The sequence below is a fragment of the Geminicoccus roseus DSM 18922 genome (assembly GCF_000427665.1).
Taxonomy (GTDB): Bacteria; Pseudomonadota; Alphaproteobacteria; order Geminicoccales; family Geminicoccaceae; genus Geminicoccus; species Geminicoccus roseus.
In genome coordinates, this window is record NZ_KE386572.1 from 5,080,768 (window position 1) to 5,095,004 (window position 14,237).

13 protein-coding genes are annotated in these 14,237 nt (G+C 69.3%); 3 read left to right on the top strand and 10 right to left on the bottom strand.

From position 1 onward, the window contains the following. Position 1: 1 nt before the first annotated feature. Together GEMRO_RS33050 and gndA are read left to right on the top strand one after the other, a co-directional pair. Complete coding sequence (locus tag GEMRO_RS33050; RefSeq protein WP_051329451.1) at positions 2–574, top strand: DUF2062 domain-containing protein; 573 nt, start codon at positions 2–4, stop codon at positions 572–574. A 22-nt stretch (positions 575–596) separates the two neighbouring features. Further along, complete coding sequence (gene gndA / locus GEMRO_RS0124845; RefSeq protein ID WP_027136179.1) at positions 597–2,030, top strand: NADP-dependent phosphogluconate dehydrogenase; 1,434 nt, start codon at positions 597–599, stop codon at positions 2,028–2,030. 70 nt (positions 2,031–2,100) lie between these two features. Here the strand turns inward: gndA and GEMRO_RS0124850 are convergent, their stop codons facing one another. The 8 genes from GEMRO_RS0124850 to GEMRO_RS35520 all read right to left on the bottom strand — a co-directional run bounded on the left by GEMRO_RS0124850 (position 2,101) and on the right by GEMRO_RS35520 (position 11,933). After that, entirely contained in the window at positions 2,101–3,438 is a 1,338-nt protein-coding gene (locus tag GEMRO_RS0124850; protein ID WP_027136180.1) for an aspartate aminotransferase family protein, read from the bottom strand. Between the two features lie 68 nt (positions 3,439–3,506). Next, on the bottom strand, positions 3,507–4,736 hold the full coding sequence (locus GEMRO_RS0124855; RefSeq protein ID WP_027136181.1) for an SLC13 family permease: 1,230 nt from the start codon (positions 4,734–4,736) through the stop codon (positions 3,507–3,509). A gap of 434 nt (positions 4,737–5,170) precedes the next feature. Continuing rightward, positions 5,171–6,094 carry a class I SAM-dependent methyltransferase gene (locus GEMRO_RS0124860; protein WP_027136182.1) on the bottom strand — a complete coding sequence of 308 codons (924 nt, stop codon included), beginning with the start codon at positions 6,092–6,094 and terminating at the stop codon, positions 5,171–5,173. Then, positions 6,091–7,428 (bottom strand): MATE family efflux transporter, encoded by a 1,338-nt coding sequence (locus tag GEMRO_RS31715; RefSeq protein ID WP_051329452.1) that lies wholly within the window; start codon positions 7,426–7,428, stop codon positions 6,091–6,093. The genes GEMRO_RS0124860 and GEMRO_RS31715 overlap by 4 nt, the downstream gene beginning before the upstream one ends. Positions 7,429–7,485: 57 nt before the next feature. Continuing rightward, positions 7,486–8,505: a WD40 repeat domain-containing protein gene (locus tag GEMRO_RS31720; protein WP_051329453.1), complete on the bottom strand. Its 1,020-nt coding sequence runs from the start codon at positions 8,503–8,505 to the stop codon at positions 7,486–7,488. Beyond that, complete coding sequence (locus GEMRO_RS0124875) at positions 8,505–9,587, bottom strand: CobW family GTP-binding protein (protein ID WP_027136183.1); 1,083 nt, start codon at positions 9,585–9,587, stop codon at positions 8,505–8,507. The genes GEMRO_RS31720 and GEMRO_RS0124875 overlap by 1 nt, the downstream gene beginning before the upstream one ends. A gap of 31 nt (positions 9,588–9,618) precedes the next feature. After that, positions 9,619–10,914 carry a phosphopyruvate hydratase gene (gene eno, locus GEMRO_RS0124880; RefSeq protein ID WP_027136184.1) on the bottom strand — a complete coding sequence of 432 codons (1,296 nt, stop codon included), beginning with the start codon at positions 10,912–10,914 and terminating at the stop codon, positions 9,619–9,621. Next, positions 10,911–11,933 (bottom strand): phosphotransferase family protein, encoded by a 1,023-nt coding sequence (locus GEMRO_RS35520; protein WP_051329454.1) that lies wholly within the window; start codon positions 11,931–11,933, stop codon positions 10,911–10,913. The genes eno and GEMRO_RS35520 overlap by 4 nt, the downstream gene beginning before the upstream one ends. Before the next feature lie 32 nt (positions 11,934–11,965). On the opposite strand from GEMRO_RS35520, the gene GEMRO_RS0124890 reads away from it, so the two are divergent. After that, positions 11,966–12,904 carry an NAD(P)-dependent oxidoreductase gene (locus GEMRO_RS0124890; RefSeq protein WP_035488026.1) on the top strand — a complete coding sequence of 313 codons (939 nt, stop codon included), beginning with the start codon at positions 11,966–11,968 and terminating at the stop codon, positions 12,902–12,904. On the opposite strand, the gene GEMRO_RS31725 is transcribed toward GEMRO_RS0124890, so the two are convergent. Both GEMRO_RS31725 and GEMRO_RS34995 read right to left on the bottom strand, forming a co-directional pair. Continuing rightward, a complete protein-coding gene (locus tag GEMRO_RS31725; protein WP_205625082.1) occupies positions 12,901–13,776 on the bottom strand; it encodes a patatin-like phospholipase family protein in 876 nt (291 codons plus the stop codon). The genes GEMRO_RS0124890 and GEMRO_RS31725 overlap by 4 nt on opposite strands. Further along, positions 13,773–14,150: a hypothetical protein gene (locus GEMRO_RS34995; protein ID WP_205625083.1), complete on the bottom strand. Its 378-nt coding sequence runs from the start codon at positions 14,148–14,150 to the stop codon at positions 13,773–13,775. Before GEMRO_RS34995 ends, GEMRO_RS31725 begins: the two co-directional genes overlap by 4 nt. Between the last annotated feature and the right edge of the window lie 87 nt (positions 14,151–14,237).

The following is a 14,237-nucleotide window of genomic DNA, read 5'->3' on the forward strand; positions in this document are numbered from 1 at the left end:
GTTGCTGTTCGCCCGGCAGCGGCGCCCGAACTTCTGGGAGCGCAGTCGTTCGGCGGTCCTCCCGCGCATGGGCTACCGGCGCGCGTTCCGCTACCGCCTGCAGCGCATCGGGCGGATGAGCGGCTCGCCGCACTATCTGGCGGCCGGGGTGGCGCTCGGCACCGCGCTGGCCCTGACGCCATGGTTCGGCCTGCATTTCTTCATGGCGTTCCTGCTGGCGAGGCTGTTCCGGGCGAGCCTGCCGCTGGCGCTGGCGTTTACCCTGCTGAACAATCCCTGGACGCTGCCGCTCGTGATGTTCTGCAACTACGAGCTTGGCCGCGCGATCCTGGGCAGCAACGGTGTGGGCCTGCCGCCGGTCGAGGCGATCTCCTGGAGCTATCTCCTCAACGACGGCGAGGCGCTGTTGCTGCCGCTGATCGTGGGCAGCACGCCCCTGGCCATCCTGGGCTTCTGTGCGGTGTACTGGCCGCTGCGACGCAAGGTTGCCCGGATGCAGGTCGAGCGCCGGACGAAGCTGGATGCCCGCCGCACGGCGATCCGGGCATTGCAACCGGAACAAGCGATCATCTGAAACCCTCTGGAGGGAGATGGACATGACGGAACTGGCCGATCTCGGCGTCACCGGTCTCGCGGTGATGGGCGCCAACCTTGCCCGCAACGCGGCGCGCAAGGGCCTGCGCGTCGCCGTCCACAACCGCAGCAACGAGAGGACCGAGCATCTCCTGGCCGAGCATGGCCACGAGGGCGCGTTCGTCGGCACCAGGTCGGTCGAGGAGTTCGTGGCCGCCCTGTCGAAGCCCCGGGCGATCATCATCATGGTCAAGGCCGGCCAGCCGACCGACGACGTGATCGCCGAGCTGGTCCCGCACCTGGATGAAGGCGACATCATCGTCGACGGCGGCAACGCCCTGTTCTCGGACACCCGGCGGCGCGAGCGCGAGCTGGCGGCGCGCAATATCCTGTTCGTCGGCATGGGCATCTCCGGCGGCGAAGAGGGCGCGCTGGAAGGCCCATCGATGATGCCGGGCGGCGCCAAGGCCGCCTGGGAGCGGATCGCGCCGATGGTCACCAAGATGGCGGTCTCGGTCGATGGCACCCCGTGCTGCGCGCACATGGGCCCGGATGGCGCCGGCCACTACGTGAAGATGGTGCATAACGGCATCGAATATGCCGACATGCAACTGATCGCCGAGGCCTACGACCTGATGCGCACGGTCTACGGCATGAAGGCGAAGGAGATCGCCGAGGTCTTCGCGACCTGGAACACCGGCGACCTCGACTCCTACCTGATCGAGATCACCGCGATCGTGCTGGCCAAGCAGGACGCCGCGACCGGATCCGCTCTGGTCGACATGATCCGCGACGAGGCCGAGCAGAAGGGCACCGGGCGCTGGACCGCGCAGTCGGCCCTGGAACTGGGCGTACCGATCACCGCGATCACCGAGGCGGTGTTCGCCCGCGCTCTGTCCGGACGTCCCGCCCAGCGCGCCGCCGCCGCCAAGGCGCTGAGCCACGCGCCGATGGCCCAGCGCAAGGCCGGCCCGGCCGAGATCGCCATGATCCGCGATGCGCTCTATGCCTCCAAGATCGTCGCCTACGCCCAAGGCTTCGAGCAGCTCGAGGTGGCCTCCAAACAATATGGCTGGGATCTCGATCTCGGCCTGATCGCCACGATCTGGCGGGGTGGCTGCATCATCCGGGCGGCGTTCCTGGACCGGATCAAGGAAGGCTACGCGTCGCATGCCGACGCCCCCAGCCTGCTCCTGCAGCCCTACTTCCGCGACGGCGTGCTCAAGGCGGAGCAGGCCTGGCGCGACGTGGTGATCCTGGCGGTGCAGAGCGGCGTCGCCGTGCCGGCATTCGCCTCATGCCTGGCCTATTTCGACGGCCTGCGCCGCGAGCGCGGCCCTGCCAACCTGCTGCAGGGCCTGCGCGACTATTTCGGCGCGCACACCTACCGCCGCTTCGACAAGGAAGGCACCTTCCACACCCGCTGGCCGCAGGACGGGAGCGAGGTGGAGGTCTGAGCGAAGCGACCGCGCCGCTCCCTCTACGGAACGGGACCGACCTCGTGTCGGTCCCGGATCCCGCTTCCGATCAGTCGAGTTCGTCCAGCACCGAGCCGAGCTTGTCCACGATCTCGTCGATATGGGCCTTGGTCAGCACCAGCGGCGGCGACATCGCGATCGTGTCGCCGGTGATCCGCAGCATGATGCCCTTCTCGTAGCCCAGCAGCATGGCGTCGTAGGCCCGCTCCGCCGGCGCTCCCGGCCGCGACGACAGTTCGACCGCCCCCATGATGCCGATCGTGCGGATGTCGATGACGTTGCGCTTGCCCTTCAGCGAGTGGATCGCGTCGGCCCAGTAGCTTTCCAGGGACGCCGCGTTCTCGAACACGCCCTCGTCCTTGTAGACGTCCAGCGTGGCCAGGGCCGCCGCGCAGGCAATCGGATGCGCCGAATAGGTGTAGCCGTGGAACAGCTCGATCGCCTTCTCCGAGCCGCCGTTCTCCATGAAGGTCTCGTAGATCTCCTTGGAGACCATGACCGCCCCCATCGGGATGGTGGCCGAGGTCAGTCCCTTGGCGGTGGTCATCAGGTCCGGCTGCACCCCGAAATAGTCGGAAGCCGATGCCTTGCCGAGCCGGCCGAACGCGGTGATCACCTCGTCGAAGATCAGGAGGATGCCGTGCTTCTTCGTGATCTCACGCAGCTTCTGCAGGTATCCTACCGGCGGCGCCAGCACCCCGGTCGAGCCCGCCACCGGCTCCACGATCACCGCGGCGATGGTCGAGGCGTCGTGCAGCGCCACCAGCCGCTCCAGTTCGTCGGCCAGATGGCCGCCCCAGCTCGGCTGGCCCTTGGAGTAGGCCTGGTGCTCCAGGCTATAGGTATGCGGCAGGTGGTCGACGCCGGTCAGCATCGAGCCGAAATGCATGCGGTTCTTGACCATGCCGCCGACCGAGATCCCGCCGAAGCCGACCCCGTGATAGCCGCGCTCGCGGCCGATCAGCCGGGTGCGGGTGCCCTGCCCGCGGGCGCGCTGGTAGGCCAGCGCGATCTTGAGCGCGGTGTCGACCGATTCGGATCCGGAATTGGTGAAGAAGGCGTGGTCCAGGTCGCCTGGGAACAGATGGGCCAGACGCGAGGCCAGCTCGAACGACTTGGGGTGCGCCCACTGGAATGAGGGGGCAAAGTCGAGCTCCGCCGCCTGCTTCTGGATCGCCTCGACGATCTTGGGATGCCCGTGACCGGCATTGACGCACCACAGGCCGGCCGTGGCGTCCAGGAGCTGCTTGCCGTCCTGGGTCGTGTAGTGCAGCCCCTGCGCCTTCACCAGCAGGCGCGGGTTCTTCTTGAAATGCCGGTTCGAGGTGAACGGCATCCAGAAGCTCTCGAGATCGTTCGGAGCGCTGGCGAGATCCTTGGTCAGCATGGCGGCCTCACGGGAACACTGGGGCTAGCAGGCACGGCCTAAAATCGATCGGGCCGCGGCTGGGACCATCACATCATGACGTACCCTGCAAGGTAGAGCCACAGGATCGCGAGCGCTTGGGCCAGGATGGTCATCGGGATGCCGGCCCTGGCGTGCTCGAGGAAGCCCAGATGCACGCCGGCTTCACGCGCGCGCTCGACGGTGATGATGTTGGCGAGGCTGCCGATGATCAGCAGGTTGCCGGCAAGCGTGGAAAGGGACGCCAGGGCAAAGAGCGACCCGTCCGGAAGGTCGGGCAGGATCCCCAGGATCAGCATGACGATGGGCACGTTGCCGATCGTGTTGCTGCCGACCAGCGCCAGCGGCGCCAGCACCGCCAGCCGGTCCGGCAGGAGGCCCGCCTGCTCCAGCCGCTCCACCGTAATGGCCGGCAGACCGGTGTCGGCCAGGGCTGCGGTGACCACGAACAGCCCGCCGAACAGGACCAGGAGGTGCCAGTCCACTAGGCCCAGCAATTGCTTGGTCGCCATGGTCCGGCTGACCAGCAGGGCCCCGGCCACCACCAGGACGGTGGTGGTGTGCGGGATCGGCGTGGTGAAGCCGGCCATCAGCACGATCGTCCAGAAGCAGGCCTTGAGCAGTGCGCTGCGCTGGACTGGCGGCACCGGCAGCGCTTCCCCGTTCACCGGGCGCGCCGCCAACGCGTCGCGCCATTGCCACCGCACCACCAGCCAGACCGCCGCCAGCCCGGCAATGGCCGGCGGCGTGCAGGCGGCAGCGAACGGCCAAAACTCCAGCTGCCCCACCGAGCCGATCAGGATGTTCTGCGGGTTGCCGATCAGGGTGGCGGCCGAGCCGGCATTGGCCGCGCCGGCAAGCGCGATCAGGAAGGGACGCGGGTCGAGGCCGCGCGCGATCAGCCCCCGGCATAAGAGCGGCGTGATCGCCCAAACCACCACGTCGTTGGCAAGGATCGCCGACAGGAGCCCCGCCACGACGATGACGACCAGGAGGATCGTGGCCGGCCGGGCATCGGTCGAGGCGATGCCGGCGGCGACCCGGTCATAGAACCCGCAGGCCGCGAACTGGGCGGAAAGGACCATCAGGCCGAACAGGACGATCAGCGTGGGAAAGTCGATCGCCGCCAGGACCCGCTCGGCGGATACCGGGCCGGCCGCAAACAGGACGATCGCCCCCAGCAGCGCGATGCCGGTGCGGTCGATCTTGAGGCCTGGCCAGCGCCCGAGCGCCATGCCGAGATAGACCGCGACGAAGGTCGCGAGGACGAGGCCGTTCAATGCGTGGGGCTCCAGCGGACAGTCGGAAGCGGCCGGGCCGCCACGCTTTTCAGGCGCGTCCGAGCAATCGGCGAGCTGCGGGAAAAGGACAAGCCACACCAGGAGGACCGCCCTGCTCCGGGGCCTGGCCGGCTTCGCCTCCTTCGCCCTGGCTCCCAGAGTCCCGGGTGCGGTGACCGCCGAGCTTCACCCGCCGCCAGCTCTCATGGCCATGCCCCCGCCGCGCCGGCCGTCGCCGGCCTGGCACTGCCCGCCCTGCCGCATCTGATCGGCCAGCCGGCAGCCGGGATCCCGGACAGCTCGGTGCCGCCGGAACTGGCGGCCGGATCCGTCACCGCCTCGCTCGTCAGCCAGGCGGTGTCCTGGGTGGTGCTGGGCGCGTCGGTCGGCTGGCTCGGCGCGTGCCTGGAAGCTCGGGCACCCAGCGGCGTATTTCAGCCCCCCGTCTCGCCCCGCTTGGCCGTTCCCTCCAGCACTTCCACCGGCACGCCCATCGCCGCCGCCAGGCGGACCTGGCCGCTGCCGCGCCTGGCCGGCTTCTGCTGGCTTTCGTGCGGCTTCCAGGCGGAAAGGTGCAGGATCTCGAAATGGGCGATCACCCGGCCGTCCTCCCGGGCGAAGCGCTCGCGGTAGATTTCGGCGGTGCGCAGCAGCAGGTCGCGCCGGAACATGCCCTTCGGCCGGTCAACCAGCGCGCCGCCCTCGCCCATCGACTGGAGGTCGTGCAGGAGCGCCAGGGGATCGGCATAGGTGACCGTGATCCGGTCGACGTCGGCCACCGGCAGAGCCAGTTCGGCCCGCTGCAGAAGGGCTGCCGCGTCGCGGATGTCGACAAACGGCGCCACCCGCATCGCGGCCCCGCCCTTGAGGTCGAGCTCGGCCTGCATCAGGGCGGTGCGCAGCTCCATCAGGCTCTCGCCGCCCAGCAGCGCCAGCAGCATCAGGCCATCGGCCGCCAGCAGGCGGCGGAGCTGGACCAGGACGCCCGGCAGGTCGTCGACATGGTGGAGGGCCAGGGCGCTGACCACGAGGTCAAAGCTGTTATCGGCGAACGGCAGCAGTTCCGGCTCGGCCTGGACTTTCAGGCCAGGGCCTTCGTCCAGGGCATCCCCGACCGGATCCAGGGCCACGGTCAGCTCGCTGCCAAGGCCCACTTCCGCCAGCATCGCCGCCATCCGTCCGCGCCAGCTCCCCAGTTCCAGGACACGCGGGAACGGACGGCGGATCTCGGAAAGCCGCTCGACCAGGCGCTCGGCAACCTCGTCCAGCAGGAAGGGCTGGTAGGCGCGGTCGGACAGGGCGCGGATGCGGTTGCGGTTGACCGCCTGCCGGTCGAAGAGGCGCTTGAGTTCGTTCATGACGCTCGTGCGAGTGGGTCGGGACGTCGGGCGCGGCCGGCAAAGCGCAGGCTCAACAGTAGAAATGCGAGCGCAAGCCCGGTGAACAACCCCCACCACAATCCGGCCAGGCCCAATCCGGCAGGAAACGCCAGATACCAGGCGGTGCCGACCATCACCGGCCAGAAACAGCTCACATGGATGGCGGTGGGGATCCAGGTGTCGCCGGTGCCGCGCAGCGCCGCCGTGACGATGCCCTGCCCGCTGTCCATCAGCATGGTCGGCAGCACCACCAGGATGGTGGAGGCGATCGCGATCACCACCACCGGGTCGGCCGCATAGAGTTCACCGATCTGCTGGCGGAAGCCGGCAAGCAACGGCGCGCAGACCAGCATGATCGCGAGGCCCATGCCGGTGCCGACCCAGCCGGCCCGCGCGATCTGGTCCGGCCGGGCCCGGCCGACCGCATGGCCGACCCGGACCGAGGTGGCGGTCGCCACGCCCAGGGTCAGCATGTAGAGCAGCGCGTTCAGGTTCATGGCCGCCTGGTGGGCGGCCAGCTGGGTGGTGCCGAGCCAGCCGGCCATCACCAGGATGAACTGGAAGGCGCTGCTCTCCAGGCCCTGCGACGCTGCGAACGGCAGGCCCAGCCGCAACAGCCGGCGGCGCACGCCGCGCACGTCGCCGAGCGGGCCGCGCACGCCATAGGCAAGATGGCCGGCAAACCGGAACGCGTAGAGGATCAGTGCTGCCGCCATCACCCAGCGGGTGATCGAGGTGCCCAGGGCAGCTCCCTCGGCACCCAGCATCGGCAGGCCGAACGGGCCGAACATCAGGATCCAGTTGAGCACCAGGTTCAGGACGTTGCCCAGCCACATCACGGCCATTCCGGCATGGGGCCGGCTGATCGCCTCCAGAAAGTAGCTGGTGACCGCGAACAGGAGGACGGCCGGCATCGCCAGCGCGAAGGCACGCATCACCCTGGCTCCTCCCGCGACGACCTCGGGGCTCTGGCCGAGCCAGCTCAGGATCGTCTCGCCCGGCAGAAGCAGGAGGGCGGTAGCAAGGCCCAGAAGCGCCGTGTCCAGGCAGGCGATCCGCCAGATCCGCCCGGTTTCGCCCGGCTGGCCGGCGCCCATTGCCTGGGAGACCAGCACCACCGTGCCGGTGGCGAGACCGATGCCCAGCAGCATGAACAGGAGGAACGGCGCGTTGCCGATCGCGTAGAACGCCAGCTCCTCGGCGCCGAACCGACCGGTCATGATCGTGTCGACCGCGGTCATCACCAGGATGCCGGCGCGCGCCGCCATCACGGGCAGGGCGAGACTGAGGGTCTCGCGGAGGTCGACGCGCATCCAGATCCATCCCGGCCCGAGCGGCCCGGCCGGGCCGTCGGTCCCGGCGCTTCTTGTTCAGTTCGCGATCAGGTAGGAGGCGAGCCCGCCATCCTCGGTGCCGGCATAGAGCTTTCTGCCGTCCCGGGAGAACACCAGGCTCGTCACCATGTCCGCGCCCGGATTGTCCAGGGGTATGGTCCGCTCGGAGCCGAACGAGAGCAGTTTGGCGCTGCCATCGGCATGGCCGGCCGCCACGATCGCCAGGGTCGGGTGGAAGGCCAGCGCCGTGATCGGGACCTGGCAGTAGTCGCCCAGCTCATCCGGCGCCTTGCCCATCGGCCCCTTGCCGGTGAAGTCCCAGACCACCAGCGTGTCGGAGCCGCCGGTGGCGAGCTTCTTGCCATCCGGCGAGAAGGCCAGGGCGCGCGGCTTGCTCGGATAGCCGGACATCCGCATGTCCTGCCCGTCCGCCAGCCGCCAGCCATGCAGCTCGTTCTCCTGCATGGCCGTCACCAGGTAGCGGCCGGTGGGGTCGAAGCGGATCCGCACATGGCTGCCCTTCCAGGCCAGCTTCTTGGGCTCCTGCTTGGCGAGTTCGGTCCACCAGATGCTGGCCCCGCCATAATGGGCCACGGCAAGGCGCTTGCCCTTGGCGTCCAGGGCGAGGTCGGCAATGGTCGAGGGATGGTCGGCAAACACCGCCTTCTCCCGGCCGTCCTTGCCCAGCACGCGGGCTTCCTTGCCGGCGGCGAACACGATGTTGCCGCCCTGCGGATCGGTCGCCAGCGCCGCGATCCAGCGGCGCGGCGCCTTCGCGACCTCCTCCGGCTCGCTGCCGGGCTGCAGGCGGACCAGCCGGCCATCGTCGCCGCCGGACAGAAGCGACCTGCCGTCCGGCCCTACCGCCGCGCAGAGCAGCGCGCCGTCATGGGCCACGGCAGGCTCAACCGGCTGCGACGCGATGTCGTCCGGCTCGCCCCACCAGATCCGGCCGTCGCCCAATGCCGCCGCGACCATGGCGCCGACCTGGTGCAGGGCGACAACCGGCGCACCGGTCGCGACGATCGATGCCGGCAGCCGGGGAGGACCCGCCATCACGACGTCACGCAGGCGGCGAAGGCAGTCTCCAGCGCCGCGCGGTCGAGCTCGCGGCCGATCAGCACTAGGCGGCTCCAGCGCGGCTCGCCGGCTTTCCAGGGCCGCTGGAAGTCGCCGTCGCGGATCATGTGCACGCCCTGGATCACGAAGCGCTCGTCCTTGCCCTTGATGTCCAGGATGCCCTTGTAGCGCAGGATGTTCGGCCCCTGCTCCGCCAGGATCTGGCCGAACCAGCGCTCGAACAGGTCCGGGTTGATCGGCCGGTCCGCCTTCAGCGACACCGAGCTGATACCGGAATGGGCGATGTGCTCGTCGTCGTGGTGATGGTGGTGATGGTCGTGACCATGGTCATGATCATGGCCGTGGTGGTGATGGTCGTGGCCGCAGTCCGGGCCGCAGGCGTCATGGTCGTGATCATGGTGATGATCGTGGCCATGCTCCAGGAACTCCGGATCGAGCTCGAGGATGCGGGCGAGGTCGAACGCGCCGCGGTTCAGGATCTGGTCCAGCGGCACGCTGGAATTGCGGGTCTCGTGAATCTTGGCGAACCGGTTGATCGAGCGGATCGCGCGGCGCACCGACGCCAGCTCGTCGGCATCCACCAGGTCGGTCTTGTTGAGCAGGATCACGTCGGCGAACGCGATCTGGTCGACCGCCTCCTGGCTGTCCTCGATCCGCTGCTTGACGTGCTTGGCGTCCACCACCGTCACCACCGCGTCCAGGCGCGACTTCTTGGCGACGTCCTCGTCGACGAAGAAGGTCTGCGCGACCGGGGCCGGATCGGCGAGGCCGGTGGTCTCGATCACGATGCCGTCGAAGCGGTCGCGGCGCTTCATCAGCCCCTCGATCACCCGGATCAGGTCGCCGCGCACCGTGCAGCAGATGCAGCCATTGTTCATCTCGAACACTTCCTCGTCGCTCTCGACGAGGAGGTCGTTGTCGATGCCGATCTCACCGAACTCGTTGACGATCACGGCGTATTTCTTGCCGTGGTCCTCGGTGAGGATGCGGTTGAGGAGCGTCGTCTTGCCGGCACCGAGATAGCCGGTCAGCACGGTGACGGGGGTCTGATCGCTCATGGACTGATACTTTCGGAAATGGTCTTCCGGCTCATGCCCGGTAGGCCGCCTTGCTGCGATAGGGAAGCGCCCCGGCGAAACGGGCGGAGCGGCCGAGCTGTTCCTCGACGCGGATCGCCTCGTTCCACTTGGCCATCCGCTCCGACCGGGTGAAGCTGCCGACCTTCAGTTGTGGCACGCCCCACCCGACCGCAAGATGCACGATGGTGGTGTCCTCGCTCTCGCCGGAGCGCGCCGACACGATCGCCCCCATCCCGGCAGCCTTGGCGGCTTCCCAGGCAGCCCTGGTCTCGGTGAGGGTGCCGCGCTGGTTCGGCTTCACCAGCACCGTGTCGCACTGCTTCTCGGCGGCGGCGGTTTTCACCCTGGCGGCGTCGGTGACCAGGAAGTCGTCGCCCACGACCTGCACCTGACCGCCCAGCCGGGACGCGAAGGCCTGGAAGCCTGTCGCATCGTCCTCCGCCAGCGGATCCTCCACCGACACGATCGGATAGCGGCCGATCCAGCCGGCCAGCACCTCGATCATGCCGGCGGCATCCAGGTCGCTGCCGTCCCGGGCGAGCCGGTAGCGGCCGTCCTTGCCGAACTGGCTGGCGGCCACGTCCAGCGAGATCGCGACCTGCTCGTAGGGGCGGTAGCCGGCGCGCTCGATGGCGCGGGTCAGCATGCCCAGGGCCTCCTCGTTCGAATCGAACAAAGGCCAGAAGCCGCCCTCGTCGGCGACCCCGGCGAGCTTGCCGGCATCCTTCATGAGGCCACCGGCCGCGCGGTAGACCTCGGCGGTCCATTCCAGCGCCTGGGCGAAGCTCGCAGCGCCCGGGCAGACCACCATGAAGTCCTGGATGTCCAGCCGCCCGGCGGCATGGGCGCCGCCGCCGAAGATCTGGATCTCGGGCAGCGGCAGCGTGTCGACCGCATCGCCACCCAGCCAGCGCCACAGCGGCACGCCCTCGGCGGCGGCCGCGGCATGGGCGACGGCCATCGAGACCGCAATGGTGGCGTTGCCGCCGAGCTTCGACTTCTCCGCGGTGCCGTCCAGCTCGATCAGGATCCGGTCGATGCCGGCCTGATCCCCTACCTCGGCGCCGCGCAGCGCCTGGGCGATCGGGCCGTTCACCGAGGCGACCGCGCCCTGGACATCCATCCCGCCGAATTCGGCCCCGCCATCCCGCCGGTCCAGCGCCTCGCCCGAACCGGTCGAGGCGCCCGCAGGCGCGATCGCCCGGCCGAGCGCGCCGCCCGAGGTGACCACGTCGGCCTCGACCGCGGGGCGGCCGCGGCTGTCCCAGACCCGCCGGGCCACGATGCTGTCGATCCTGTGCGTCAAGCCGTGCTCTCCCGTTCCCAGGCCTCGCGGATGGCGGCCAGGCGGTCCGGCACCTGAGCCAGGAAGTGCCGCCCGACCATGCGGACCTTGTCGCGGTCCTGCAGGCCGCGGAGATATTCCACCGGAGACTTCCCGTCGACCCGCGCCAGGAACAGTCCCGGCAGCAGGGCCGCGGCCCGGCCCTCGAGCCGGTCGCGCTTCTCCCACACGACCTGGCCGAGATAGGTCTCCGCCAGCGCGTCGAAGCATTCCAGGTAGCGCCCGGCATCCTCGGGCCGCCACAGGCATTTCAGCATGAGGTGGTTCAGGCAGAACGCCAGGTCGAAGGCCGGATCGCCGTACCAGGCGCATTCCGCGTCCAGGAACACCGGCCCGTTCGGCCCGATCAGGATGTTCTTCGGGCTGACGTCGCCATGGACCAGGGCAATCCGGTTGGCAGCGGTGGTCCGTGCCAGCCCACGCAGCTGCCGTCCAAGGTCCGGATGCACCTCCGCGGTCGCCAGGAGGTAGGGCTCCAGCCGGATCTCGTGGAAGATCCGGTCGGTCGGGAAGGCCGCGGCGACCTCCGCCCGCCCTGCGGTACCGACATGGATCGCCGCCAGGGCCTGGCCCACCGCCCGCGCATGGTCCGCGACGATCTCCCCCTCCAGCAGCATCTTCTTCCACAAGGGATGGTCGGCCGGATCCAGGAATTCCATCACCAGGGCACCCGCGGCCGCATCCTGATGAAGCAATCTCGGCACCGCGCTGGGGGCGTGGCGGCGCGCCTCCTCCATCCAAGCAGCCTCGTAGACGTTGCGCTCGACCGGCGCCTGCCAGTCCTTGGCGACCTTGAGCTTGGCCAGGGCACGCTTGACCGCCACCGCGCCGTCCTCCAGGTCGATACGCCAGATGTCGGAGCTTACCCCGCCGGTCAGCGGCGCCATGGTCGGAACCGAGTCGATGGCACAAAGGCCGGCCCGCCGAAGCACGGCCAGGATGTCGCCATCGATGACAGGGGGACGGTTGGTCCGGCTCATCGTGTTCTGTTGTCCGATTTGAGGTGACCTGGATGAATGCCCTGCTCGTCTATCAGGCGGACCGCTGGCTCGAAAGTCGGCTGGAGCGGCTGTCCTTTCCGGTCCGGGTGGTGGCGCCACGCGACAAGGACCAGGTCGTGGCGGCCATGGCCGACACCGAGGTGCTGCTGCACGCCCTGGATCCGGTGACCGCCAGGCATATCGAGGCCGGGCCGAAGCTGAAGCTGATCCAGAAGATCGGGGTCGGGGTGAACACGATCGACCTGGACGCGGCCAGGGCGCGTGGCATCGCCGTGTGCAACATGCCCGGCACCAACACCGCCGCCGTCGCCGAGCAGGCGCTCCTGTTGATGCTCTCGGTCCTGCGCCGGGTGACCGTCCAGGACCGCGCCTCGCGCGCCGGAGAGGGCTGGTCGGACGCCATCCAGGCCGCCGGCAGCTATGGCGAGATCGCCGGGCGCACGGTGGGCTTCGTCGGCTTTGGCGCGGTGCCGCGCCGGCTGGCCCCGGTGATCGAGGCGCTGGGCGGCAAGGTGCTGCGCTGGCACCGTTCCGACGCGGAGGGCCAGCCGGGCGAGCGGGTCATGGTGCTGGAGGACCTGTTCGCCCGGGCCGACATCGTCTCCCTGCACATCCCGCTCCAGGCCGACACGGCGAAGATCGTCAACGCCCAGACCCTGTCCCATGTCCGGCCCGGCACTATCCTGGTGAACACCGCCCGTGGCGGCCTGGTCGACGAGGCGGCCCTCCTGGCGGCGCTGGACGATGGCCGCCTGGCCGGAGCCGGGCTGGACGTGCTGGCCACCGAGCCGTTCGAGCAGGACAACCCGCTGCTCGGCCGCGACGAGGTCGTGCTGGCGCCCCACAGCGCCTGGCTGACCCGGGAGACCTGGGACCGCTCGCTGGCGGTGATTGCCGAGAACGTGCGGCGGCTGGGCACCGGCGAGCAGCTGCTGCACCGGGTCGCCTAGCCGCCCGCTTGGGTCCCGACCGGTTGGGTTTCGACCGGTGGCTCGATGGTCGGGGCCGTAAAGCCCGGCGGCACTTTCGCCCAGGGATAGCCGTCGGCCGCGAGATCGCGGCCAACCGTGAACAGGGCCTTCATGTAGTCGGTCTCGAACGGCTCATTGAGCGGCATGGTGAAGCTTTTCGGGATGTAGGCCAGGTTGAAGTCGATCCCATCGCGCTCGGCCTCGAGGTAGATCCGGTACAGGTCGCCTATGCCCTGGGTCTGGATCAGGGAGGTGACCGCCCGTTCCATGATGTCGAGGGCCTGCCGCTCGACCTGCGCCCACTCGGGGTCCAGCCGGGCGTTGCGGATCACATAGAGCCGGCGCTCGCGCACGACGTGGCCCTCGCGCGAGGTGGCGCGAACGTTGAGCCCCGGCGGGTAGACGAACACCTGTGCGCTGGCCCCTCCGTCGACATGCATTTCCTCATAGGCTTCGCCGCCGACCTCCACGTCGATCATCACCGGCGGAAACGCACCCGGGATGGCCGCCGAGGCGACCAGGACGTCGTGGACCAGTTCCAGGGCATTAGGATGCCCGCTCGCGGCGATCTCGCCGATGTTCCAGATCATCGGGCGGCGCGCGTCGAGGTTGGTGGTGCCGATCAGCAGCACCCGCCCCTTGCCATACTCGGCGGCAATGGCCTCCAGCATGGCCTGGTCGACGAAGCGCGCGATCGTCTGCCGCAAAGGCGAGTTGTCGGCGAGCGCATCCTGCAGCAGGGCAGCCAGATAGCCGCGCGGCTGCAGGACGTCCTGCGCCGTGATGGTGGTGCAGACCTGCTGCAGTTCGTCGTCATAGTCCGGGCCGAGAAAGGCGAAGGGTGCGGTCAAGGCGCCGGTGCTGATCCCGGTGACCCCCTGAACTGGGGCCGGGTCCCCGCAGCTGTCCACCCGACCAGGAGCCCGGCGCCGAACGCGCCGTTCTCGCCACCGCCCGAGATCGCCAGGAACTCCGCCGGCGGCAGGGGCTGGCCGCGCTCAGCCGGGCTTCGCAGCGCCTGCTCGCGGAAGAACGAGGTGATCATGGCCTTCTGGAACGCCGTGGGATCGCCGTCGCCCCAGTAGCGCGCCTCCGGCAGGTCGGCGATCTCCGCCTGTTCCTGCTGCTCGACCGGCACAGCGTTCAGGCGCACGAGCGTGCCGCAGCCGGCCAGGAGCAGGCAAGCGGCTGCGGCAGGCGCACGGGTAGAAACGGACAATGCCATCACACACCTCGCTGCGAAGCTCCTTCGGGGATTTGGACAGCCGGAGATGGTGAATCCCACCATTGCTGCCGCACCCGCCCGGGAGCG

What these genes read in the sequence shown, in the direction of transcription:
- gndA (WP_027136179.1), top strand. Translation starts at nt 597, where the DNA reads ATGACGGAACTGGCCGATCTCGGCGTCACCGGTCTCGCGGTGATGGGC.
- GEMRO_RS0124850 (WP_027136180.1), bottom strand. Translation starts at nt 3,438, where the DNA reads ATGCTGACCAAGGATCTCGCCAGCGCTCCGAACGATCTCGAGAGCTTC.
- GEMRO_RS0124860 (WP_027136182.1), bottom strand. Translation starts at nt 6,094, where the DNA reads ATGAACGAACTCAAGCGCCTCTTCGACCGGCAGGCGGTCAACCGCAAC.
- GEMRO_RS31715 (WP_051329452.1), bottom strand. Translation starts at nt 7,428, where the DNA reads ATGCGCGTCGACCTCCGCGAGACCCTCAGTCTCGCCCTGCCCGTGATG.
- GEMRO_RS31720 (WP_051329453.1), bottom strand. Translation starts at nt 8,505, where the DNA reads ATGGCGGGTCCTCCCCGGCTGCCGGCATCGATCGTCGCGACCGGTGCG.
- GEMRO_RS0124875 (WP_027136183.1), bottom strand. Translation starts at nt 9,587, where the DNA reads ATGAGCGATCAGACCCCCGTCACCGTGCTGACCGGCTATCTCGGTGCC.
- GEMRO_RS35520 (WP_051329454.1), bottom strand. Translation starts at nt 11,933, where the DNA reads ATGAGCCGGACCAACCGTCCCCCTGTCATCGATGGCGACATCCTGGCC.
- GEMRO_RS0124890 (WP_035488026.1), top strand. Translation starts at nt 11,966, where the DNA reads ATGAATGCCCTGCTCGTCTATCAGGCGGACCGCTGGCTCGAAAGTCGG.
- GEMRO_RS34995 (WP_205625083.1), bottom strand. Translation starts at nt 14,150, where the DNA reads ATGGCATTGTCCGTTTCTACCCGTGCGCCTGCCGCAGCCGCTTGCCTG.